Source organism: Nonomuraea sp. C10 (assembly GCF_008017515.1).
In the GTDB taxonomy this organism is placed as follows: Bacteria; Actinomycetota; Actinomycetes; order Streptosporangiales; family Streptosporangiaceae; genus Nonomuraea; species Nonomuraea ferruginea.
Map to the genome: position 1 here is coordinate 677,991 of NZ_VPFF01000001.1, position 21,709 is coordinate 699,699.

Sequence of the window (21,709 nt, forward strand, 5' to 3'; positions counted from 1 at the left end):
CTCATCTTGCTCACTGAGCGCACCGGTGTGAATCACCCTTGCGCAGTCGAGGCCGACACTTGTCCACTCTTGACCTGCGTGAACATGCGGAACAATGGCCCACATGACTCGTATCATCGCGGGCGCCGCAGGTGGACGGCGGCTGGAGGTGCCGCCGGGCCGCGGCACGAGGCCGACCAGTGACAGGGCGCGCGAAGGCATCTTCTTGACGCTCGACTCGCTGTACGGGCTCGCGGGCGCCCGGGTGCTGGACCTGTACGCGGGTTCGGGGGCGGTCGGGCTGGAGGCGCTGTCGCGGGGCGCGGCCCATGCGCTGATGGTGGAGTCCGACCCGAAGGCGGTGCGCACGATCCGGGCCAACATGGCGGCGCTCCGGCTCGACGGCGCCGGGGTCGTGGCCGACCGGGTGGAGCGGGTGCTGGCCAAGCCGTGCGCGGAGCCGTACGACATCGTGTTCGCCGATCCTCCGTACGCGGTCGGCGGCGAGGAGGCGACCCGGGTGCTGGAGTCGCTGCGGGACAACGGGTGGTTGCTGCCTAGCGCTTTGGTGGCTTTTGAGCGGGAAAGCAGAGGAAAAGCCCTGGTGTGGCCGGATGGTTTCATTGAGGAGAGGGTCCGTCGTTACGGCGAAGCGTCCGTTTGGTACGGTCGCGCCGCCGGGGAATGATGACCGTCCGTAGACCAGAGGAGGCGTCTTGCGCCGCGTAGTCTGCCCGGGGTCGTTCGACCCCATCACCAACGGCCACCTCGACATCATCGCCAGAGCCGCCCGGTTGTACGACGAGGTCGTCGTCGCCGTGCTCATCAATATCGAGAAGAGCAGCCTGTTCACCGTCGACGAGCGGATCGAGATCCTGCAGACGGTGACCAAGGAGTACTCCAACGTCAAGGTGCTCAAGTTCCACGGCCTGCTGGTCGACTTCTGCAAGCAGAACGACATCCCGGCCATCGTCAAGGGCATCCGGGTGGTCAGCGACTTCGACTACGAGCTCCAGATGGCGCAGCTCAACTACCGGTTGTCGGGCGTGGAGACGCTGTTCATGCCGACCAATCCCGAATACTCGTTCCTGTCGTCGAGCCGGGTGAAGGAGATCGCCCGGTACGGTGGAGACGTGTCTGGCCTGGTCCCCGACCTGGTCCACAAGCTGCTCGTCGAGCGGCTCAAGGGCTGACGGCGACCTGGTATCCTTTCTTTTCGGCCCTGTACGACAGCGATTTCGCCATGCCTAGCGAGAGCAGGATGACTCAGCACCTCGACCCCCGCTCCCCTTGGGTGATCTCCACCCATGACCTGGGAAAGCGGCCGGGCACGATGCGCGAGCTCTCCCTGGTCCTCCCTGCGCCGGCGGATCTCGGCGTCGACATGATCGGCGTCCCCAAGGACGCCGAGGTCGAGCTGGCTCTCCGGCTCGAAGCAGTGATGGAAGGCGTGCTCGTCTCGGGCACGGCGCACGCCCCGTTGTCCGGGGAGTGCGCGCGGTGCCTGGATCCGGTGTCCTCCGACATCGAGGTCGAGCTGCAGGAGTTGTTCTTCTACTCCGACGAGGACGCCTCCGAGGACGATTCGCTGCTCGACGGCGAGTTGTTCTACCTGGAGCCGACGTTCCGCGACGCGGTGGTGCTCTCGCTCCCGCTGAGCCCCGTCTGTCAGGACGACTGCCAGGGGCTGTGCACGGAGTGCGGGATCAAGCTGGCCGAGGCCGGTGACGATCACCGTCACGAGAAGATCGACGCCCGCTGGGCGTCGTTGCAGGGTCTGATGACCGAGAACGATAACGATCAGGAGAAGTGACGTGGCCGTCCCGAAGCGAAAGATGTCGCGGAGCAACACCCGCGCCCGTCGCTCCCAGTGGAAGACGACTGCTGTCGCCCTGGTGAGCTGCCCGCAGTGCCGGTCTCCGAAGCAGCCGCACATCGCGTGCCCCACCTGCGGCACCTACAACCGTCGTCAGGTCGTCGAGCCGTCTGCCTGATCCACCGAGTTGACGTGATTCCGGCCGGGTGCCATTGTGCCCCGGTCGGCGTTACCGTCTCAGACGTGTGCGGTGGCGGTCTCGCCCGCGGCCGTGGTGGACGCCGGGGATCCGATCCCCCGACGCCCACCACGTTTTCGGGCATCATCCGCGGCCGTCGCGCCATGTGGAGATGTCCGAGGAGGAAAGCACGTGGGCGCAGGTCCTAAGCCGGTGGCCGTGGAGGTCGCCAAAGACGAGCTCGAGCGAGTCCTGTCGGTGGCTCTCGGCCCCGACATCCTGGAGCGGGCGCTCACGCACCGCTCCTACGCGTACGAGAACGGCGGCCTGCCGACCAACGAGCGCCTGGAGTTCCTGGGCGACTCCGTGCTCGGCCTCGTGGTCACCGACACCCTCTACCACAACCACCCCGACCTGCCCGAGGGCCAGCTGGCCAAGCTGCGGGCCGCGGTGGTCAACATGCGTGCCCTGGCCGACGTGGCCAGAGGGCTCGGCGTCGGCCGGTTCCTGCGGCTGGGCCGGGGCGAGGAGGGCACCGGCGGGCGCGACAAGTCCTCCATACTGGCCGACACCCTGGAGGCGCTCATCGGCGCCGTCTACGTCGACAAGGGGCTCGACGAGGCGTTCCGGGTCGTCCACCACCTCTTCGACCCGCTGATCGTGCGCTCGGCCTCGCTCGGCGCGGGGCTCGACTGGAAGACCTCGCTGCAGGAGCTGACCGCCTCGGAGGCGCTCGGCGTGCCCGAATACCACGTCGAGGAGAGCGGCCCCGACCACGCCAAGTCGTTCACCGCCGAGGTGCGGGTGGGCGGCGAGTCCTACGGTTCCGGCACCGGCCGCAGCAAGAAGGAGGCCGAGCAGCAGGCCGCCGAGGCCGCCTGGACCCGCATCAGGGCCGGCCGCGAGCAGCGCGAGAGCCAGCCGGCGGGCTAGGTTGCCGGAGCTGCCCGAGGTCGAGGTCGTCCGCCGCGGCCTGCGACAGTGGGTGATCGGGCGGGAGATCGACTCGACCGAGGTGCTCCATCCCCGGGCGATCAGGCGCCACCTGCCCGGGGCCCTGGAGCTGGCCGCGCGGCTGCGGGGCCGCACGCTGGTCTCGGCCGAGCGGCGCGGCAAGTATCTCTGGCTGCCGCTGTCGGGCGACGAGGACGCGCTGATGGCCCATCTCGGGATGAGTGGCCAGTTGCTCGTGGTGGAGCGGGACGCGCCGCCGGAGAAGCATCTGCGGGTGCGGATCCGCTTCCGTGACGGCGGCCCCGACCTGCGCTTCGTCGACCAGCGGACGTTCGGCCACATCATGGTCAGCCCGCTGGTCGCCGGCGTGCCTGAACCGATCACGCACATCGCGCCCGATCCGTTCGAGGAGGCCTTCGACGACGCCCGCTTCGCCGCCGGCCTGCGCGGGAAGCGGACCGAGATCAAGCGGGCGCTGCTCGACCAGTCGCTGATCAGCGGCGTCGGCAACATCTACGCCGACGAGGCGCTCTGGCTGGCCCGCCTCCACTGGGCGCGGCCCACCAACACACTGACGCGCCCCAAGATCACCGAGCTGCTGGCGGCGGTCCGCCAGGTCATGGGTGCCGCGCTGCTGCAGGGCGGCACGTCCTTCGACAGCCTCTACGTCAACGTCAACGGCGAGAGCGGCTACTTCGACCGCTCGCTGGAGGTCTACGGGAGGCAGGACCAGCCCTGCTCGCGCTGCGGCACCCCGATCAGGCGCGAGCCGTTCATGAACCGCTCCTCCTACTTCTGCCCCCGATGCCAGCGACGGCCACGCTGACGGCGGCGAGCGCCGCTCCCAGCCACATCACCGCGGCGACGGAGACCCCGTCCGCCACCCGGCCGCCGGCGAACGCGCCGAGCGCGATGGAGACGTTGAAGGCGCAGACGAAGAGCGCGGTGCCGAGCTCGCCGCCGCCCGACCGCATGATCCACAGCTGCAGGGTCACGCCCACGCCGCCGTAACCCACGCCCCACACCACCAGCGGGGCCAGGGGCAGGTCGATCAGCGGCAGCGCCGCGGTGGCGACGGCCATGAGCGCGGCCAGGGTGACGAGCACGGCCCTGGGCCTTGCCGCCGCCCGCGCGCCCGCTGCGAAGTTTCCCGCCACGCCCGCGGCGCCGTACAGGAGGAGCGCCGCGCCGACGAAGGCGGGGCCCGCGCCCGCGACCTGCTCCAGGAACGGCCGTACGTAGGTGTAGGCGGCGAAGTGGCCGGACACGATCAGCACGGTCAGGACGAGAACCACCTTGAGCGGCCGTGAGAGCTTCCCTGTGCCACCCGCCGCGGCCCCGGACGGGCCGGGCTTGGTGGGCGGTTCGCCGGGCAGCGGCGGGAGCGTCGCGGCCAGCAGGGCGACCAGGGCAAGCGCGGCCACCCCCAGGGCGGCGAACGCCGCTCTCCAGTCCGCGAACGAGGAGAGGAACGCCGCCGCCGGCACGCCCAGCACGGACGCCACGGACACGCCCGACAGGATGATCGACGTGGCCCGGCCGACGAACCGGTCCGGCACCAGCCGCGGCCCGAGCGCGGCCGCGAAGGCCCAGAACCCGCCGATGCTCACTCCCGTCAGCACCCGGGCGGCCAGCATGAACGGATAGTCCTGGGCCAGCGCGCCCGCCAGGTTGGCGACCCCCAGCAGGGCCATCAGCCCCAGCAGCGTGACGCGCCGGTCCAGCCGCCGGGTGGTGATCGCCAGCACGGGCGCCGCGACGGCGGCGACCAGGCCGGGCGCGGTCATCATCAGGCCGGCGGTGCCGTCGGACACGCCCAGGCTGGACCCGATCGACGTCAACAGGCCGACGGGCAGCATCTCGCTGGTCACGAGGATGAAGGTGCCCGCCGCCAAGGAGGTCACGGCGAGCCACCGCGCCCGGTCGGCGGCGGATTCGGAGGCGGGCTCAACGGTCGTCGTCATGCCGCTCAGACTCGCCGCCGGCCCGTCCCGGGAACAATGACGAAGGCCGAAGGCTTGGTTGAGTCAGGTTAAGCGATCAGCGGAGGATGGGATGGAGTTCAAAGAGCTGGAGTGCTTCGTCGTGCTCAGCGAGGAGCTGCATTTCGCCCGTACGGCGGAGCGTCTCTACCTGTCGCCGGGCCGGGTGAGCCAGCTCATGCGCTCGCTTGAGAGCCGGATCGGCGCCAGGCTGTTCCACCGGACCAGCAGGCGGGTGCGCCTCACGCCTCTCGGCGAGCGTTTCCTGTCCGATCTGCGGCCCGCCTACGACGGTCTGGCGAGCGCGGTGGGCCGGGCGAAGGCGGCCGCCCGGGAGGTCACCGGCGTGCTCAGGGTGGGGTTCCTGGCCAGTCCCACAGACGTCGTCACGGGCAGCGTGCGGGCTTTCGAGAGCCGCCATCCCGGGTGCGAGGTCGAGTTGGTGGAGATCCCGCTCTCCGACCCGTTCGGGAGGCTACGGGAGGGGCGGATCGATCTCGCGTTCACGCTGCTGCCGGTGGACGAGCCTGACCTGGCCACGGGTGAGGCCCTGAACCGGGTCTCCTACGAGCTCGGCGTATCCGTCCGTCATCCGTGGGCGGGGCGGGCCGGGATCGACGCGGAGGAACTGGCCGGCATCCGCCTGATCGGGCTCGACGGCCCCGCGCCCCGCGCCTGGCTGGAGCGGATCACGCCCTCCCTGACCCCGCGCGGGCGGGTGATCCCCAGGGCGGGTACGGTGTCCACCGGTCAGGAGGGGCTGACCCAGGTGGCGCTCGGCCGGGGTGGCATGCTGTTCTGCGCGCCGACGGCCGCTCACCACCGGCGCCCCGACGTGAGCTTCGTGCCCGTCACCGGGCTGCCTCCGTCGATACTCGGGCTGGCCTGGGTCAAGGAGGCGGAAACAGCGGTGATCCGGGCGTTCGGCGCCGCGGCGGCCGGGCAAGCGGCGGTGGCCGGGCCGATGGTGGCTTGACGGCCCGGCGCGGGAGGAGCCGCAGGAGACGCGGCTGAGGACACTGGTCGAGACACAGCGGGTGATATGGACGACGTACGGCTGACGGCCTGGGTGCGCGGACGGGTGCAGGGAGTCGGGTTCCGCTGGTGGACCAGAGCCAGGGCGCTGGAGCTCGGCCTGGCAGGATGGGCCAGGAACACCGACGACGGCCGGGTGGAGGTCGTGGCCGAAGGGCCGCGCGACGCCTGCGTCAAGCTCCTGGAGCTGCTCCGAGGTTGCGACACGCCGGGAAGAGTCGATGGAGTAGTGGAACGTTGGAGCGAACCCCGAGGTAGTTTGGGCGGTTTTGTGGAGAGGTAGGCGGTTTCGTTAAACCGTGCAAATAGGGTATAGTTATATGTCGGGAGTGCCTGCGGGTGGGTTCCAACAGTCGCTTCGACTTGACCGCCCACACTGCCGGTGCGACTCTTGTTAGGTACCACGCGCACCCCTCCCGCGGAATAAAGAAGTGCGCGAACCAGTCTGGTCACTCAGCGTGGAGGACCCTTTACCATGGCGAAGGCTCTACTCGGCCACGTCGGCGGTCCTGACCCTCGTATGGTCTCGGAGATGCGTCGCCTGCAGCAGCGCATCCGTGACCTGGAGGCAGAACTCATCCGACTCCAGGCCCAGAATGACGCTCTTGCGGCGCAAACCCGCGATGAGGCGCTCAGTCGCATGCAGGAGCGCGAGCCGGCACTCACCTGAGAGTGATCGGAGCGCAAGATCCAGGGACGTCTCGGAGAGGCGTCCCTCGTTATTTGGTTCAATTCGACATAATGTTCTGATTCGAGACAGTTTCGTACCTTCTCGACAGGGATCCGGCTGGTCTCGACTGCACCCGCGAGCGACGGGCAGTCGGGACCAGTAGTCTTTCCCGGAGTCCGTCCAGGGAGAAGGGGGTCCGCGCTTGTATTTGAAGACCCTCACGCTGCGCGGATTCAAGTCCTTCGCCTCCGCGACCGCCCTGCGTTTCGAGCCCGGCATCACCTGTGTGGTCGGTCCCAACGGCTCCGGCAAGTCCAACGTCGTCGACGCCCTCGCCTGGGTGATGGGCGAGCACAGCGCCAAGTCGCTGCGCGGCGGCAAGATGGAGGACGTCATCTTCGCCGGCACCTCGTCCAGGCCGCCGCTCGGCCGCGCCGAGGTCACGCTCACCATCGACAACACCGACGGCGCGCTGCCCATCGACTACACCGAAGTGACGATCAGCCGGCTGATGTTCCGGTCCGGGCAGAGCGAGTACGCGATCAACGGCGACACCTGCCGGCTGCTCGACATCCAGGAGTTGCTGTCCGACTCCGGCATCGGCCGCGAGATGCACGTCATCGTCGGCCAGGGCCAGCTCGACGCCGTGCTGCACGCCGGGCCCGAAGACCGGCGGGCGTTCATCGAAGAGGCCGCGGGCGTGCTGAAGCACCGCAAGCGCAAGGAGAAGGCGCTGCGCAAGCTCGACGCGATGCAGGCCAACCTGACCCGCGTCCAGGACCTCGCCACCGAGCTGCGCCGCCAGCTCAAGCCCCTGGGCCGCCAGGCCGAGATCGCCCGCAAGGCCGCCGTCATCCAGGCCGACCTGCGCGACGCCCGGCTGCGGCTGCTCGCCGACGACGTCTGCACGCTGCGGGCCAGGCTGGAGCGCGAGGCCGCCGACGAGGCCGCGGTGCTGACCAGGCGCTCCCAGGTGGAGACCGCGCTGGCCGAGGCCCAGGAGCGCGAGACCGCGCTCGACGCGGCCGAGGCCGAGACCCAGCCGCGCCTGGCCGCCGCCCAGGAGACCTTTTTCCGGCTGTCCTCCCTGCGCGAGCGCATCTCCGGACTGGAACAGCTCGCCGCCGAACGCCACCGCCACGCGCTCGACGCCGCCGCCATCGAGCGCCGCGGCCGCGACCCCGAAGACCTCGAACGCGAGGCGGCCGAGGTCCGCGAGCGCGAGCTGATCCTGCGCGCCGAGCTGGAGCAGGCCCAGGAGCTGCTGGAGGAGGCGGTGCAGCAGCGGTCCGACGCCGAGGCGGAGCTGGCCGCCGAGGAGCGCCGGCTGGCGATGGCCGCCAGGGCCGCCGCCGACCGCCGCGAGGGCCTGGCCAAGCTGCGCGGCCAGGTCGACTCCGTACGGAGCCGGACACGGGCCGCCGAGGAGGAGATCGGGCGGCTGGAGCGGTCGGTGGCCGGGGCCGTCGAGCGCGAGCGGCTGGCCCGCGAGGAGCTGGAGGCGCAGCGCCTGGAGCAGCCCGAGATCGATCCGGCGCTGGCCGAGGAGCTTGCCACCGCCCAGGAGCGGGTCGAGCAGGCCAGGGCGGCCGCAGAAGAAGCGCGGGCCGCCGTCATGGGCGCCGAGGCCGCGCTGGAGGGCCCGCGAGCGGCGCTCAGGGCCGCGCGAGCGGCCGTAGGCACGGCGAGGTCCGCCGACCAGGAGGCCCAGCAGGCCGTGGCGGCGCTGCGCGCCCGGCGCGACGCCCTGGAGCTGGGCCTGGCCAAGGGCGACGGGGGCGCGGCCCTGCTGGAGACCGACCTGGCGGGCGTGCTCGGCCCGCTGGCGGCGGTCATGCAGGTCACCCCCGGTGCGGAGCCGGCCGTCGCGGCGGCGCTCGGGCCGGTCGCCGAGTCCATCGCCGTCAAGTCGGTCGCCACCGCGGTGAACGCCCTGGAGCTGCTGCGCGTCAAGGACGCCGGCCAGGCCACCCTCCTGGTGGCGGCCCCCGACGACACGCCCTCCGTCCGTGGGAGCGCCGTGGCGCTCTCCGCGACCGGGGAGAACGACGGTGCCGGGCCAGGCGGTTCCGAGGTGCTTTCCGCGTATCCGGAGAGCGGCGAAGGCGTGAGTGACGGTGGAGCGGGGGAGGCGCCGGGTGGGGGGCGGTGGGCGGCTCAGCTCGTCACCGTGCCCGCGCATCTGCGGGCGGCGCTGGACCGGGTGCTGGCGGGGGTCGTGGTGGTGGCCGACCTCGAGACCGCGCGCCGGGTGGCCGAGGAGCATCCGGGGCTGCGGGCCGTCACGACGGGCGGCGACCTGGTGGGGGCGCACGTCGCCGCCGGCGGGTCCGAGGGCGGCACGTCCGTGCTGCAGGTCAGGGCGGCACTCGACGACGCCGTCGCCGATCTGGAGGACGCCGGGACACGCGCGGGCGAGACGGCCGCGGGGCTGGAGGAGGCGGTCGCGGCCGAGCACGCCGCCCAGGCGGCTCTGGAGGCCGCGCAGGGCGCGGTGAGCGAGGCGCAGTCCGCCGCCGGCGCCGCCCAGGGGCAGGCGAACGCGGCCCAGGGCATGCTCGACCAGGTCAGGGCCCGTCAGCGGGAGGCCGACCAGGCCACCGCGGCGGTCGCCAGGCGGCTGGCCCAGCTGGAGGCCGCCGCCCAGGCCGCCCGCGACGAGGCCGAGCGCCTCGGCCGGAGCGTCGCCGCCGCGCAGGAGGCCCGCGCCGAGGGCCTGGAGGAGCTGTCCGAGCTGGAGATCCGGCTCGCGGAGGCCGAATACGCGCAGGAGCTGGAGAGCGAGCCGACCACCGACCGGCGCGACGAGCTCGCCACGGTGTCCGAGACCGCCCGCCGGCGCGAGATGGAGAGCCGCCTGCAGGTCCGCACCGCCGAGGAACGCGTCAAGGGCATGGAGGGCCGCGCCGACGGCCTGCTGCGGGCGGCGCAGCGCGAACGCCAGGAACGCGCCCAGGCGGCCGCTCAGCGCGCCAGGAGGCGTGAGCAGGCGGCGGTCGCCCAGGCCGTCAGCGCGGGAGCCAAGAGGGTCCTGACAGCCCTGGCCGGCTCCGTCGGGCTGGCCGCCCGCGAGCGCGACGAGGCCGAGCTGGCCAGGGTGGCCGTCGACGCCGAGCTGAAGCAGGTCCGCCTGCGCGTCCGCGAGCTGGGCCAGGAGCTCGACAAGCTGGTCAACCGCGTCCACGGCAACGAGGTGGCCCGCACCGAGCAGCGCATGCGCCTGGAGCAGCTGGAGCGGCGGGCGATGGACGAGTTCGGGGTGGAGTCGGAGGCCCTGGTCGCCGAGTACGGCCCCGCCGCTCCGGTGCCGGGGGATCCGCCCGTCCCGTACGTGCGCGAGGAGCAGGAGAAGCGGGCCCGCACCGCCGAGCGGCAGATGAACCAGCTCGGCAAGGTCAACCCGCTGGCCCTGGAGGAGTTCGCGGCGCTGGAGGAGCGCCACGCCTTCCTCAACTCCCAGCTGGAGGACCTGAAGAAGACCCGGCGCGACCTGCTGACCGTGGTCAAGGAGGTCGACGAGCGGGTGGAGCTGATGTTCGCCTCCGCCTACGAGGACGTCGCACGCGAGTTCGAGCAGATCTTCACCCGGGTGTTCCCCGGCGGCGAGGGCCGGCTGGTGCTCACCGAGCCCGGCGACATGCTCACCACCGGCATCGAGGTCGAGGCCAGGCCGCCGGGCAAGAAGGTCAAGCGGCTGTCGCTGCTGTCGGGCGGCGAGCGGTCGCTGACGGCGGTGGCGTTCCTGATCTCGATCTTCAAGGCGCGGCCGTCGCCGTTCTACGTGATGGACGAGGTCGAGGCCGCGCTCGACGACACCAACACCCAGCGGCTGCTGAAGCTCTTCGAGGAGCTGCGGCAGAGCTCGCAGCTGATCGTCATCACCCACAACAAGCGCACGATGGAGATAGCCGACGCGCTCTACGGCGTGTCGATGCGCGGTGACGGTGTGACGCAGGTGGTCAGCCAGCGCCTGCGGGAGCGAGAGCCCGCCTGATCGGCGCGCCCTTGGTCCTGACCATGCCGGTCCATCTGGAAAACTGACATCTTGTGGATGGTTACCTCGGCGTGATCGTGATCGTGGTCCTTGTCGCCCTCATCGCGGCAGGTGGCCTGTTCCTGCTCTTCCGGCCGGGAGGCAAGGCGGCCCCGCCGCCGCCTCCGGAGGCACCGCCTCTTCCCGAGGAGGAGGAGAAGCGGCCCCCGGCGGAGGAGGCCGAAGGCGCGACCACGACCATTCCGCCGCCGGCCAAGCCCGCCGAGCCGATGGTCAAGGCGCCCGAGCTGGAGGTGCCGCCGCCGTCGGCCGGCCGGATGGTGCGGCTGCGCTCCCGGCTGGCCAAGTCGCAGAGCGCGCTCGGCCGCGGCCTGCTGGAGCTGCTGTCCCGCGACCGCCTCGACGACGAGGTGTGGGACGAGATCGAGGAGCGGCTGATCACGGCCGACGTCGGCGTCGCGCCGACCCAGGCCATGGTCGAGGAGCTGCGCACCAAGGTCAAGGTGCTCGGCAGCCGCAGCCCTCAGGAGGTCCGCGAGCTGCTGCGCGAGCAGCTGCTCATCCAGATCAACCCCGACCTCGACCGCGGCCTCCACATCGCCAAGCACGGCGAGCGGCCCGCGGTGGTGCTGGTCGTGGGCGTCAACGGCACCGGCAAGACCACGACCACCGGCAAGCTGGCCCGCTCGCTGGTCGGCGACGGCAAGAAGGTCGTGCTCGGCGCGGCCGACACCTTCCGCGCCGCGGCCGCCGACCAGCTGCAGACCTGGGGCGACCGGGTGGGGGCCGACGTGGTGCGCGGCCCCGAGGGCGGCGACCCGGCCTCGGTGGCGTTCGACGCGACCGCCAGGGGCATGGAGGAGAAGGCCGACGTGGTGATCGTCGACACGGCCGGCCGCCTCCACACCAAGACCGGCCTGATGGACGAGCTGGGCAAGGTCAAGCGGGTCATCGAGAAGAAGGCGACCGTCGACGAGGTGCTGCTCGTCCTCGACGCGACCACGGGCCAGAACGGCATGCGCCAGGCCCAGGTGTTCGCCGAGGTGGTCAACATCACCGGCATCGCGCTGACCAAGCTCGACGGCACGGCCAAGGGCGGCATCGTGATCTCCGTCCAGCGGGAGCTGGGCGTCCCGGTCAAGCTGGTGGGTCTGGGCGAGGGGCCGGACGATCTGGCGCCGTTCGACCCCGAGGTGTTCGTGGAGGCCATCCTTGGCGACTAAAAGGTCACTGATTAGGAAATAATCCTTTTCACGTTAGCCCTTGTCGTCCGACGGAAGCCGTGTTGATATTGGACGATCTGTCTGTCATTGATCGGGAAAGGCCGAACATGAAGAAGGTCGTGGTCCATAAGCCGGGGACCGTCAAATTGGCCGGGGCGGCGACGCCGAAGCACGCCGCCTGACCTCCTCCATGGCAGAGGGCGCGGCGCCAGCGGACGGGGGCGCCGCTCCCGCTTTTTCTCGCGATCCGGTTTTTCGGACCGTGATTGCGGTGTTTTCTGCTCGCCAGGGGAGCGACGATTCTGAAAAGGATCATTTTCGACGCCCATCGTGGTCTCCGGGGCCCTTACACCTTCGGAGCCGCGCTCATGCACGCGCTCGTCCCCGAGGCGGGGGACGAGCTGATCGCCGCCTACGACATCGAGATCAGGACGGTGGCGCCCGCGCTGCGCGACCGGGTGCCCGCCCGGCGGGTGACGCTGGCCGACCGGCTGCCCCAGGGTGAGCGCATCCTGGTGCCCGCGCCGCTGCGCACGCTGCGGCTGGCGAACGGGCTGGCGGAGTTCGTCCGCGGTCATCTGACGGCCGCGGGGCCGATGGAGCTGCGGGTCGCCAACACCGCGCACGCCGACCCCACCGACCTCCAGCTGCTGGACGTGCTCGAACGGCGGGTGCCCGGCCTGGCGATCGTCCGCGAGCCGTCCGGGCCTTCGCACCCGGCTCCCTCGTACGCGCTCGGGCCCGAGCTGGACCGATACCGCAACGAGGGCTTCCACCACGCGATGGCCGAGGCCGGGGCGGCGCTGCTGCCCACGCTGCCGGAAGGCGGCGCGGAGTGGTGGACGCTCGCGCACCGGGCCGCCACCGCGCTGGCCGCGCTCGACCGCGAGGACGAGGCGCGCGAGCTGCTCGACCGCGGCCGGCGGGCGAGCACCGACCCCAAGAACCTCGCGACCGCCGCGTACGCGACCGCGATGCTGCTGGTCAGGCACCACGACCCCGGCAGGCGGGACCCTGAGGAGGCGCTGGCCTGGATCAACCAGGCCGTCGCGCTCACCTCGCTGCTGCCTGACCGGCGCGAGCGGGCGTTCCACCTGGGATTCGACCTGAACGGCAAGGCGCTCGTGCAGGTCCGCCTGGGCCGCGCCGGCGAGGCGATGCGGCTCGTCCAGGAGGCCATCGACCTGGGCGAGCGCGACCTGGCGCCGGGCCATCCGATCCACCGGCTGGTGCTGCGGGCCAACCGGGCGCAGCTGCTGGCCGTGCTCGGCGACCCGGAGGCGGCGCTGGCCGACCTGGACGCCGCCGTCGCGGCCGATCCCGGCTATCCCGACTACTACGTGGACCGGGGCAACCTGCGATACAGGCTGGGGCGGCTGGACGAGGCGGAGGCCGACTACGAGAGCGCCATGCGGGCCGGGCCGCCCTTCCCCGAGCCGTACTACAACCGCTCGGAGGTGCGGTACGCGCGCGGCGACCTGGCGGGCGCGCTGGCCGACCTGGACCACGCGGTCGAGCTGGATCCCGGCTTCACCGACGCGTACGTCAACCGGGCCGGGCTGCTGGTGGCCATGGACGAGTTCGACCGGGCCAAGGCGGACGTCGAGCGGGATCCGGGCAACCCGTTCCTGCTCAGCGTGCTGGGGCAGATCGAGACGGCGCAGGGCAACCTGGTGGGTGCGCGCAAGGCGTTCGACTCGGCGCTGGAACGGGCGCCGGAGTTGGCCGCGGCCTGGGCCGGGCGCGGGGCGCTGGCGTTCGAGGAGGGCGACGCGCACGCGGCGGTGGCCGACCTGACCAGGGCGGTCGAGCTGGAGGACGGGGCCGAGGTGCGGTTCAACCGGGCCTACGCGCTGCGCTCGCTCGGCGACCTGGAGGCGGCGCGCGCCGACCTCCGGCACGCCGCCGCCCTGGCTCCGGAGGACGACCAGATCGGCGAGGCCCTGGCCGAGCTCGCCTAGGAGGGCAGGAAGGCGCGCAGGTCGGCGAGGTGGGGCTCGATGTCGAGGCCCTGGCCGGCCAGCCAGGCGGGGTTGCCGTAGGTGCCGCGGTAGCGGTCGCCGCTGTCGCAGATCAGCGTGACGATGCTGCCGCGCTCCCCGGCGCCGCGCATCTCCTTGATCAGCTCCACGCAGGCGGCGACGTTGGTGCCGGTCGAGCCGCCCACGTCGCGGCCGGTGACCTCGCGCACCCAGTGCATGGCGGCGATCGAGCGGGCGTCGGGCACCGCGATCATGCGGTCGATCACCGTCGGCAGGAACGACGGCTCGACCCGCGGCCGGCCGATGCCCTCGATCCGCGAACCCGGGGCGGTGACCTCGGGGTCGCCGGAGACCCAGCCGGGGTAGAAGGCCGAGCCCTCCACGTCGGCGACGGCCAGGCGGGTCGGGTAGCGGCGGTAGCGGATGAAGCGGCCGATCGTCGCGCTGGTGCCGCCGGTGCCGGCGCCGACCACGATCCAGGTGGGTTCGGGGTGCGGCTCCATGAGCATCTGGTCGAAGATCGACTCGGCGATGTTGTTGTTGCCCCGCCAGTCGGTCGCCCGTTCGGCGTAGGTGAACTGGTCCATGAAGTGGCCGCCGGTCTCGGCCGCGAGCCGGCGGGACTCCTCGTAGATCGCGCCCGGATCGCCGACCAGGTGGCACTTGCCGCCGTAGAACTCGATCAGGTGGATCTTCTCGGGCGAGGTGGCGGCCGGCATGACCGCGATGAACGGCAGCCCGAGCAACCGGGCGAAGTAGGCCTCGCTGACCGCGGTCGAACCGCTGGACGCCTCCACGATCGTGGTCGTGGGGCCGATCCACCCGTTGGCCAGGCCGTACAGGAAAAGAGACCGGGCGAGCCGGTGTTTGAGTGAACCGGTGGGGTGCACCGACTCGTCTTTCAGGTAGAGGTTTACCTCCCACTCCGAGGGAAGCGGGAACACGTGCAGGTGCGTATCACAACTCCGGTTGGCGTCGGCCTCCACCTTGCGGACGGCCTCGGCCACCCATTGGCGTGTCGCCGGAGCGTGGCGGTCCACGAAATCCATGCCCTTACGCTATCCCATGTGATTCCCGCCACATTTTCCACGAAATTGAGCGGATGATGTTATGATTATGAAACTTGTCCAGCCGTGGACGTGATGTCGCACGCCGCGAGCACAGGGACTGTTCACCTCTCTGACCAGCGCGGAACCCCTAACGCGGCCCTTACGCGGGGCCTGCGACGATGGAACCGCTGTCAGTCGGCTGGTGCCGAACGGGGGATAGCGCAAGGGGGAATGATTTGATCACGATGACCGAAGAGCAGCGTCAAGACTGGTTCGAGCGCGATGTCGTGCCCGTGACGTCGCAGCTGTTCGCGTCCGCCATGCGTCTGACCCGTAACACCGCCGATGCCGAGGACCTGGTGCAGGAGACCGTGGCCAAGGCCTTCACGTCCTACCACCAGTTCCGCGAGGGCACCAACCTCAAGGCCTGGCTGCACCGGATCCTCACCAACAACTTCATCAACGACTACCGCAAGAAGCAGCGTTCGCCCAAGCTGTCGGCCGCCGAGGACATCGAGGACTGGCAGCTGCACGCCGCCGAGTCCCACACCTCGACCGGTCTGCGCTCGGCCGAGACCGAGGCGCTCGACCGGCTGCCCGACAGCGTGGTGATGAACGCGCTGCGCTCACTGCCCGAGGACTTCCGGGTGGCGGTCTACCTCGCCGACGTCGAGGGGTTCGCCTACAAGGAGATCGCCGAGCGGATGGGCACGCCCATCGGCACCGTGATGTCCCGCCTGCACCGGGGGCGCAGGCAGCTGCGCGGCATGCTGGAGGAGTACGCCCGGGAGGAGGGCGCGGTCCGCGAGGCCGCGCCGAGCGCGGCCTGAGGTCGCGGAGCCGCCCGCCGCTCGCGTGCTACGCGACGGCTATGAGCGCCACCGCGCCCAGCGCGCATGCCACGCCGGCGAGCTGGATCGCGTGGAGCCGCTCGCCGAGCACCCGCCTGGCCAGCAGCAGCGTGCTGGCCGGGTAGAGAGAGACCAGCACCGCCACCAAGCTCAGCATGCCCTGCCGCTGGGCCAGCAGGTAGAGCACGTTGGCGGCCATGTCGAGGACCCCCGCGGCGACGATGACGCCCAGTGAGCCGGACGCCGGCTTCAGCGCCCGCCGGGTGGTCAGCGCGAGCAGGAGCACCAGACTGATGGACGAGATTCGGGCGCCGGCCAGCGGCCAGAGCCCGGACTCCGCCGAGGCCATGGCGAGCAGGATGAAGAAGCCGCCGAACCCCGCTCCGGCGGCCAGCGCCGTGAGCACCGAACTCGCCGACCCGCTCGCGCTCCCGGACCGGTCCTGGCTGATGAGGAGCACCGCGCCCAGCCCGAGCGCCACCCCGAGCAGCGCCGTGACCTCGGGACGCTCCCCCTGGAGGAGCCCGAACCCGACGGGCAGCGCCGCGGAGGTCACGGCGGTGGTCGGCGCCACCACGGACATCACGCCGGTGGCCAGCGACCGGTAGAACAGCACCAGGCCGGCGGCGCCCGACAGCCCGGCGCCGAGCCCCCAGAGCACGGCCCGGCCGTCGAAGGCGCCGGGCAGCGCGGGCAGCAGGGCCAGGATCAGCGCGAGCCCGGCCAGCTGGGAGAGCGCGACCACGGCGAGCACCCGCGATCGTCGGGTGGCCAGGCCGCCGAAGAAGTCGGCCGTGCCGTAGACCACCGCGCTGGCGGTCGCGAGGATCACCGCGATCACGTTTCACCATCCTCTTGGTTCAATATATTGCACTCCTCGTACACTACACAGAGTGCACTGTGGTGCAAACTCTTTCCACTACACTGCACAAGGGTGGAGAACCCCGAGCTGATCACCCAGGCCATCGCCAGCAACGTGCGCGCCCAGCGGGCCCATCGCGGGCTCACCCTGGACGCGCTGGCCGCCCGGTCAGGCGTCAGCCGGGGCATGCTCGTCCAGGTCGAGCAGGGGAGGACCAACCCGAGCGTGTCGACCCTCACCCGGATCGCCTCCGCCCTGGGCGTGACCGTCGCCCGGCTGGTCGAGGTCGGCGACGTCCCGGTGGTCCGCATCGTCGGCAAGGCCGACGCGGTCACCTTCGACCAGGGCGACGTGCGGGCCAGGCTGCTGGTCGGCGCCGACTCGCCGGTGATCCTGGAGCTGTGGGACTGGCGGCTGGCGCCCGGCGAACACCACGACGGCGACCCGCACCCGGCGGGCACCAGGGAGATGCTGACCGTGCTGCGGGGCGAGCTGACCCTGACCGTCTACGGCAAGAGCCACGTGATCGGCACCGACGACGCGGTGCTCTTCACCGCCGACAGGGCGCATCGCTACGCCAACGAAGGCGACGGCGAGCTGCGGTTCATCATGGTCGTGGCGGAGCCGCGCGAGGTGGCGGACCACTGACGCCGACTCCCGGCTGTGAAACTTCTTGACGACTGTGAGCTGTGGGTGGGTACACCTCTTCGTGTGCGACGGACCGTCGGCAGGGGGTAATGGGTGAGTGAGTCCCGCGCGGTGACGGAGAAGCTCCGAGCGGAGCTGCACGGCCTGGGCGTGACCACCTCGTACGAGATCGGCGACGGTGTGACCCTCTCCGTCTGGATCGGGCTCGTCGTGCGCTACCGGGACGGGTTCTACCGTTGGCGGGAAGGCCCGGTGAAACGCCGCCATCTCGGTACCGATCCGGCCGGATGTGCCCTAAGAGTGGCGCGTCGCTACAAGGAGTTGCAGGCTGATATCCCATCATGGTGGGAAGAGCTGGTCAGGGACTCGCGGGGGCGGCCTGCCGGCGACTATCCGTGATGCCCCCGTTGGCGTGCCACCGGGGGGAACATGCGCGCGTGGGGGGTGGCGCCGGTCTTGCTGCTGGCGACGGTGACGGGATGCGCGGCCCAGCCGCCCGCACGGGTGCCCCTCGCCGCGCCGGAGCGCCCTGCTGCCTCCGCCGACCCGGAGGCGCTGGCCAGGCGGCTGACCTCGATGCAGCGCGACTGGCCCGCCCGCCCCACCGAGTGCGGCCGGTGCGTGGCACTCACCTTCGACGACGGGCCGGGCGCCGACACCGGCAGGCTGCTCCGGGTGCTGCGCGAGCACGACGCGCGGGCCACGTTCTTCGTGGTCGGCCAGATGGTGGCCGCTCCCGGCGGGGCCGCCCTCCTGCGCCGCATCACCGGCGAGGGGCACGAGCTCGGCAACCACTCCTGGACCCACACCGAGCTCACCACCCTGCCGCGCCGGCTGATCGCCCAGGAGCTCCAGCGCACCGGCGACCTGGTGCGCTCGGTGACCGGGGTGCGCATGCACCTGATGCGGCCGCCGTACGGGTCCACCGACCGCACGGTCGCCGAGGAGTCCCGGCGGCGCGGGCTGGCGCAGATCCTGTGGAACGTCGACACCCACGACTGGCGCGACCGGGTGCCCGCCGTCGTGGCCAAGCGCGCGGTCCGGGCCGGGCCCGGCTCGGTGGTGCTGCTGCACGACATCCACCGCACCACCGTCGACGCGGTCCCGCGGATCATCGAGACGCTCACCCGCAAGGGCTACCGGCTGGTGACGGTGAGCGAGCTGTACGAGACGCCGCCGGAGCCGGGCCGGCGCTACCTGGCGGCGGAGCCGAAGCCGTGACCGCGGGCCCGGCATGGCAGGCTGGGCGCCATGGGTTTCACCGGCATCCCGGACGAGGCGTTCCTGTTCTACGAAGGACTTGAGGCGGACAACTCCAAGACCTATTTCTCCCGCCACAAGCACCTGTACGAGGAAGCGGTGCGGGCTCCGATGCTGGCCCTGGCCGACGAACTGGCCGAGGAGTTCGGCGACGCCAAGCTCTTCCGCCCGTACCGTGACGTCCGCTACGCCAAGGACAAGTCGCCGTACAAGACCCATCAGGGCGTCTTCGTCGACCTGATGCCCGGCATCGGGTTCTACGCCGAGGTCAGCGCGGCCGGCGTCCAGGCCGCGGGCGGCCTGTTCTCGCAGGCGCCCGACCAGGTGGCCCGCTTCCGCGCGGCCGTCGACCACGACGAGACCGGCAAGCCGCTGGAGACCGTGGTGGCCGCGCTCGACGCCGCCGGCTACGAGCGCGGCGGCGAGCGGCTCAAGACCCGGCCGCGCGGCGTGCCGGAGGACCATCCGCGTCTCGACCTGCTGCGCCACAGGTCGCTCTACGCGAGCCGCCGGTTCGAGCCGGAGCCGTGGGTGCACACCGCGCGGGCCGCCGACCGGGTGCGCGCCTGCTGGCGCGACTTCCGGCCGCTGATCGAGTGGCTCTGCGCGCACGTACGGGGGAGCGAGCTGCCGCGCAGGCCCTGATCAGGGCTGCTGGGAGGTCTCGTCTCCCCTGAGGATGCGGTCGACGGTCTGGCCCGCGGCCGAGGTGGCGGCGGTGGTGACCGCCGCGATCACGATGGCCAGCAGCGGCGTCGCGAGGCTGCGCAGGCTGCGGACGTTGCGCACCCTGGCCCACGGCTCGCCGGCCAGGTGCATGATCCGCCACTCCCAGTAGAGGCCGAGCCCGATCGAGACCAGCGCCACCTTGCCCACGATGATGGCCACCACCTGCACCTTGTCCATCGCGCCCAGGTCGGGCTCGGCGAGGGCCGACAGGTAGCCGGACAGCTCGGTGGCCAGCGCGGCGGCCATCAGGTGGAGCGCCTTCGTCATCGGCTGGGTGCCGCGGACGCGCGGGTAGAAGTAGCCGAACAGGAAACCGAACGCGGGCAGCGCGATCACCGAGCGGGCCTCGAACACGAAGCTGCTCAGGTCGGCACCGGCGGGCACCCCGAACACGATGAGGAACGGCAGGCTCAGCAGCAGGCTGACGACGAACCCGCAGACGCCGTTGTGCCAGGGGGAGCAGCCCGCGGCGGTGGCGAAGGCGGTCTCGGGGTGGCCGCCGTGCCGGCGCAGCGCCGCGTCGAGTCCGTCGCGCTGCCTGCCGAACTCCTCCATGGACAGCTCGCCGGTGCCGATGCGGCCCCGGCCGGCGCGGTAGAGCTCCTGTTCGGAGGCCAGCAGCAGCCGCCGGTGCAGCGCGGACCTGATCAGCTCGCGGTGCTCCTCCTGGTCGCCCGGCTCGACGACCGACGGGTGCGGATGGGTCAGCAGCCAGCGCGCCGTCACCCAGGCGATGAGCGCGGTGATCGAGAGCATCGGCAGCGGCACGTTGATGTCGCCCAGCGTGGCGCTGCCCTGCGGGGCCAGGTAGGCCACCATCAGGCAGATGATCATCGTGGCCTCGGCGGCGGAGCTCCGCGTCGCGTCCAGGGCCGAACCGAGCCGCCTGAGCCGGAGCACCAGCAGCAGGAACCCGAGCAGCAGCAGTCCCATCACCCCGCGCACCGCCGGGGTCAGCTCCAGCTCGCCGATGTGGGGCACGACCTGGCCAGGCACCTCACGGCTCCACGAGCCGGCGTCGAGCCACTCGCTCGGCCAGCCCTGCACCATCAGGCTCACCACGACGGCGACCACGGCCGCGCCGCGCGTCCACTGCTTGATCGCCACGGCGACGGCGGCCACCGGGATCAGCGCCCAGCAGAACGCCAGCAGCAGCCGGACGCTGTCGGGCGGGTAGACCTGGGTGGCCAGCGCCTTGCCCCACAGGGCCAGGGCCAGCAGCGCGACCGCGGAGCCGGCCGCGAAGGCGGCCAGCCGCACGACCACGATCCGCACCCCGAGGTCGGCGCTGAGCACCACCGCGGACCCGGCGGCCGCGACCGCGGCGACACCCGCCCCGGTGAGCAGCGTGTCGCCGGGGAGTTGCCCGTAGCGGTAGGACCACGACAGCATGCCGACCGCCAGCAGGACGCCCACCCCGGTCGCGCCGAGCGCGTCACGGGGCGTCCACTGCGGCCCGGTCGGCAGCACCTGGACCGCGTGGCGCAGCGCGAGCAGCGGCAGCCCGCCGAACAGCATCACGTACGCGGGCAGCGTGAACTCCTCCGCCACGGCCGGCAGCAGCACCACCGGCACGGCCAGGGCCAGCCCGGCGGCCAGCTCCCGGTTGGCCGTCCGCTGCCACCACTCGCCGCCGAGCGCGCGCAGCAGCAGCGCCGCCAGCACGACCGCGGTGAGCACGCCGAGCGCGGTCGCCCAGGAGAAGTCGTCCTCCTCCCGCACGTCGGGGAAGCCGTAGGAGCCCTGCGCGAGCGTGACGCTCACGGGGTAGACGCCGACGGTGAACTCCAGCCGCTGCCGCTCCTCCCGGTCGGGCTCGATCGAGGCCGCCCGCAGCACGGTCCACTCGCCGGGCCGCAGGGTCACCTTCCGGTGGACGACCAGCAGCGGCCGGGCGGTGGGGGCGTTGAAGTCGACGCGCATGAGTTCTTCAGGACGCACCTGCCGCAGCAGCGTCACGGTGAAGCGCACGGTGGTGCGGCCGTCCTCGGTGGTGAGCAGGGGCGGCAGCCGGGCGGCCGGGGCCAGCACGGTGCCGTTGACCTTGACGGCGCCGAACCCGTCGTCGGTGAAGCGCCGCATGCCGCGCGGGAACTCGGCCCCCTGCCGGAGCGTGCCGGCCAGGCTGTCGGTGGAGTCCATCAGCATCCGGTGCACGATCGTCACCTTCACCTGACGCCGGCGCTCGTCCAGCCGCCCCTCGGGCACGCCGGCCAGGTCGGCGGCGCTCGCCGGGGCGATGGTCACCTCGGTGAACGCCTCGCGGTCACGCTCGACGCCGGGCTCGGCGCGGGTGGCGGGGAGGTTCCACGAGTCGGCCTCCAGCATCGAGGGCGGGACCGCAGCCGGAGGCACGGGCTCCGCCGCCATGGTGCACCAGATGATGGCGCCCATCGATATGACGGCCAGCCCGAACCCGGCAACAGCTCGGAGCCTCTCCACAGTCTGGATGATTCACTCGCCCGGCCGATTGTTCTCGCTGATGGGGTAACGGTGT

The 21,709-nt window shown here is 71.6% G+C and carries 21 protein-coding genes; 17 read left to right on the top strand and 4 right to left on the bottom strand.

Annotated elements, in window-relative coordinates; translation table 11 throughout:
- Positions 1 to 103 precede the first annotated feature (103 nt).
- From rsmD to mutM, 6 genes are all read left to right on the top strand, one after another.
- Positions 104 to 667, top strand: a complete 564-nt coding sequence (gene rsmD, locus FR742_RS03175) for a 16S rRNA (guanine(966)-N(2))-methyltransferase RsmD (protein ID WP_148029519.1) — start codon at positions 104 to 106, stop codon at positions 665 to 667.
- Positions 668 to 695: 28 nt separating this feature from the next.
- Positions 696 to 1,172, top strand: a complete 477-nt coding sequence (gene coaD, locus FR742_RS03180) for a pantetheine-phosphate adenylyltransferase (protein ID WP_148029520.1) — start codon at positions 696 to 698, stop codon at positions 1,170 to 1,172.
- A 68-nt stretch (positions 1,173 to 1,240) separates the two neighbouring features.
- Positions 1,241 to 1,792: a DUF177 domain-containing protein gene (locus tag FR742_RS03185; protein WP_187280968.1), complete on the top strand. Its 552-nt coding sequence runs from the start codon at positions 1,241 to 1,243 to the stop codon at positions 1,790 to 1,792.
- Between the two features lies 1 nt (position 1,793).
- Positions 1,794 to 1,973, top strand: coding sequence for a 50S ribosomal protein L32 (gene rpmF, locus FR742_RS03190; RefSeq protein ID WP_082535183.1), 180 nt, complete (start codon positions 1,794 to 1,796; stop codon positions 1,971 to 1,973).
- A gap of 213 nt (positions 1,974 to 2,186) precedes the next feature.
- On the top strand, positions 2,187 to 2,906 hold the full coding sequence (rnc, locus tag FR742_RS03195) for a ribonuclease III (RefSeq protein ID WP_148034313.1): 720 nt from the start codon (positions 2,187 to 2,189) through the stop codon (positions 2,904 to 2,906).
- A gap of 1 nt (position 2,907) precedes the next feature.
- A complete protein-coding gene (gene mutM, locus FR742_RS03200) occupies positions 2,908 to 3,753 on the top strand; it encodes a bifunctional DNA-formamidopyrimidine glycosylase/DNA-(apurinic or apyrimidinic site) lyase (protein WP_148029522.1) in 846 nt (281 codons plus the stop codon).
- Here mutM and FR742_RS03205 read toward each other — a convergent pair.
- Entirely contained in the window at positions 3,701 to 4,891 is a 1,191-nt protein-coding gene (locus FR742_RS03205) for an MFS transporter (protein ID WP_148029523.1), read from the bottom strand. The genes mutM and FR742_RS03205 overlap by 53 nt on opposite strands.
- 91 nt (positions 4,892 to 4,982) lie before the next feature.
- On the opposite strand from FR742_RS03205, the gene FR742_RS03210 reads away from it, so the two are divergent.
- The 6 genes from FR742_RS03210 (at position 4,983) to FR742_RS03235 (ending at position 13,792) form a co-directional block, all read left to right on the top strand.
- The gene (locus FR742_RS03210) at positions 4,983 to 5,885 is read left to right on the top strand and encodes a LysR family transcriptional regulator (RefSeq protein WP_148029524.1); all 903 of its coding nucleotides are present in this window, start codon (positions 4,983 to 4,985) and stop codon (positions 5,883 to 5,885) included.
- Positions 5,886 to 5,951: 66 nt separating this feature from the next.
- Positions 5,952 to 6,227, top strand: coding sequence for an acylphosphatase (locus FR742_RS03215; protein WP_148029525.1), 276 nt, complete (start codon positions 5,952 to 5,954; stop codon positions 6,225 to 6,227).
- 192 nt (positions 6,228 to 6,419) lie between these two features.
- Positions 6,420 to 6,614 (top strand): hypothetical protein, encoded by a 195-nt coding sequence (locus tag FR742_RS03220; RefSeq protein WP_055505123.1) that lies wholly within the window; start codon positions 6,420 to 6,422, stop codon positions 6,612 to 6,614.
- Between the two features lie 202 nt (positions 6,615 to 6,816).
- Positions 6,817 to 10,608 (top strand): AAA family ATPase, encoded by a 3,792-nt coding sequence (locus FR742_RS03225; RefSeq protein WP_148029526.1) that lies wholly within the window; start codon positions 6,817 to 6,819, stop codon positions 10,606 to 10,608.
- A 53-nt stretch (positions 10,609 to 10,661) separates the two neighbouring features.
- On the top strand, positions 10,662 to 11,831 hold the full coding sequence (ftsY, locus tag FR742_RS03230) for a signal recognition particle-docking protein FtsY (RefSeq protein ID WP_148029527.1): 1,170 nt from the start codon (positions 10,662 to 10,664) through the stop codon (positions 11,829 to 11,831).
- 368 nt (positions 11,832 to 12,199) lie between these two features.
- The gene (locus tag FR742_RS03235) at positions 12,200 to 13,792 is read left to right on the top strand and encodes a tetratricopeptide repeat protein (RefSeq protein WP_148029528.1); all 1,593 of its coding nucleotides are present in this window, start codon (positions 12,200 to 12,202) and stop codon (positions 13,790 to 13,792) included.
- Here the strand turns inward: FR742_RS03235 and FR742_RS03240 are convergent.
- The gene (locus FR742_RS03240; RefSeq protein ID WP_148029529.1) at positions 13,789 to 14,862 is read right to left on the bottom strand and encodes a PLP-dependent cysteine synthase family protein; all 1,074 of its coding nucleotides are present in this window, start codon (positions 14,860 to 14,862) and stop codon (positions 13,789 to 13,791) included. The genes FR742_RS03235 and FR742_RS03240 overlap by 4 nt on opposite strands.
- A 245-nt stretch (positions 14,863 to 15,107) precedes the next feature.
- Between FR742_RS03240 and FR742_RS03245 the strand changes: the two genes are divergently transcribed.
- Positions 15,108 to 15,692 carry a sigma-70 family RNA polymerase sigma factor gene (locus tag FR742_RS03245; protein ID WP_187280970.1) on the top strand — a complete coding sequence of 195 codons (585 nt, stop codon included), beginning with the start codon at positions 15,108 to 15,110 and terminating at the stop codon, positions 15,690 to 15,692.
- A gap of 28 nt (positions 15,693 to 15,720) precedes the next feature.
- On the opposite strand, the gene FR742_RS03250 is transcribed toward FR742_RS03245, so the two are convergent.
- The gene (locus FR742_RS03250) at positions 15,721 to 16,554 is read right to left on the bottom strand and encodes a DMT family transporter (protein WP_148029531.1); all 834 of its coding nucleotides are present in this window, start codon (positions 16,552 to 16,554) and stop codon (positions 15,721 to 15,723) included.
- Between the two features lie 93 nt (positions 16,555 to 16,647).
- Here FR742_RS03250 and FR742_RS03255 point away from each other — a divergent pair, with 93 nt between their 5' ends.
- From FR742_RS03255 to FR742_RS03270, 4 genes are all read left to right on the top strand, one after another.
- Complete coding sequence (locus FR742_RS03255; protein WP_148029532.1) at positions 16,648 to 17,223, top strand: helix-turn-helix domain-containing protein; 576 nt, start codon at positions 16,648 to 16,650, stop codon at positions 17,221 to 17,223.
- Positions 17,224 to 17,334: 111 nt separating this feature from the next.
- Positions 17,335 to 17,622: a hypothetical protein gene (locus tag FR742_RS03260; protein WP_261808331.1), complete on the top strand. Its 288-nt coding sequence runs from the start codon at positions 17,335 to 17,337 to the stop codon at positions 17,620 to 17,622.
- A 30-nt stretch (positions 17,623 to 17,652) separates the two neighbouring features.
- Entirely contained in the window at positions 17,653 to 18,444 is a 792-nt protein-coding gene (locus tag FR742_RS03265; RefSeq protein WP_148029534.1) for a polysaccharide deacetylase family protein, read from the top strand.
- 30 nt (positions 18,445 to 18,474) lie between these two features.
- Positions 18,475 to 19,128: a DUF2461 domain-containing protein gene (locus FR742_RS03270; protein WP_148029535.1), complete on the top strand. Its 654-nt coding sequence runs from the start codon at positions 18,475 to 18,477 to the stop codon at positions 19,126 to 19,128.
- On the opposite strand, the gene FR742_RS03275 is transcribed toward FR742_RS03270, so the two are convergent.
- Complete coding sequence (locus FR742_RS03275) at positions 19,129 to 21,654, bottom strand: hypothetical protein (protein ID WP_148029536.1); 2,526 nt, start codon at positions 21,652 to 21,654, stop codon at positions 19,129 to 19,131.
- Positions 21,655 to 21,709 lie beyond the last annotated feature (55 nt).

Excerpts from the sequence above, each read along its gene's own strand:
- FR742_RS03220 (WP_055505123.1), top strand. The coding sequence starts at position 6,420 with ATGGCGAAGGCTCTACTCGGCCACGTCGGCGGTCCTGACCCTCGTATG.
- rsmD (WP_148029519.1), top strand. The coding sequence starts at position 104 with ATGACTCGTATCATCGCGGGCGCCGCAGGTGGACGGCGGCTGGAGGTG.
- FR742_RS03270 (WP_148029535.1), top strand. The coding sequence starts at position 18,475 with ATGGGTTTCACCGGCATCCCGGACGAGGCGTTCCTGTTCTACGAAGGA.
- FR742_RS03245 (WP_187280970.1), top strand. The coding sequence starts at position 15,108 with ATGACCGAAGAGCAGCGTCAAGACTGGTTCGAGCGCGATGTCGTGCCC.
- FR742_RS03210 (WP_148029524.1), top strand. The coding sequence starts at position 4,983 with ATGGAGTTCAAAGAGCTGGAGTGCTTCGTCGTGCTCAGCGAGGAGCTG.
- FR742_RS03235 (WP_148029528.1), top strand. The coding sequence starts at position 12,200 with ATGCACGCGCTCGTCCCCGAGGCGGGGGACGAGCTGATCGCCGCCTAC.
- FR742_RS03215 (WP_148029525.1), top strand. The coding sequence starts at position 5,952 with ATGGACGACGTACGGCTGACGGCCTGGGTGCGCGGACGGGTGCAGGGA.
- FR742_RS03185 (WP_187280968.1), top strand. The coding sequence starts at position 1,241 with ATGACTCAGCACCTCGACCCCCGCTCCCCTTGGGTGATCTCCACCCAT.
- FR742_RS03265 (WP_148029534.1), top strand. The coding sequence starts at position 17,653 with ATGCGCGCGTGGGGGGTGGCGCCGGTCTTGCTGCTGGCGACGGTGACG.
- FR742_RS03240 (WP_148029529.1), bottom strand. The coding sequence starts at position 14,862 with ATGGATTTCGTGGACCGCCACGCTCCGGCGACACGCCAATGGGTGGCC.
- FR742_RS03205 (WP_148029523.1), bottom strand. The coding sequence starts at position 4,891 with ATGACGACGACCGTTGAGCCCGCCTCCGAATCCGCCGCCGACCGGGCG.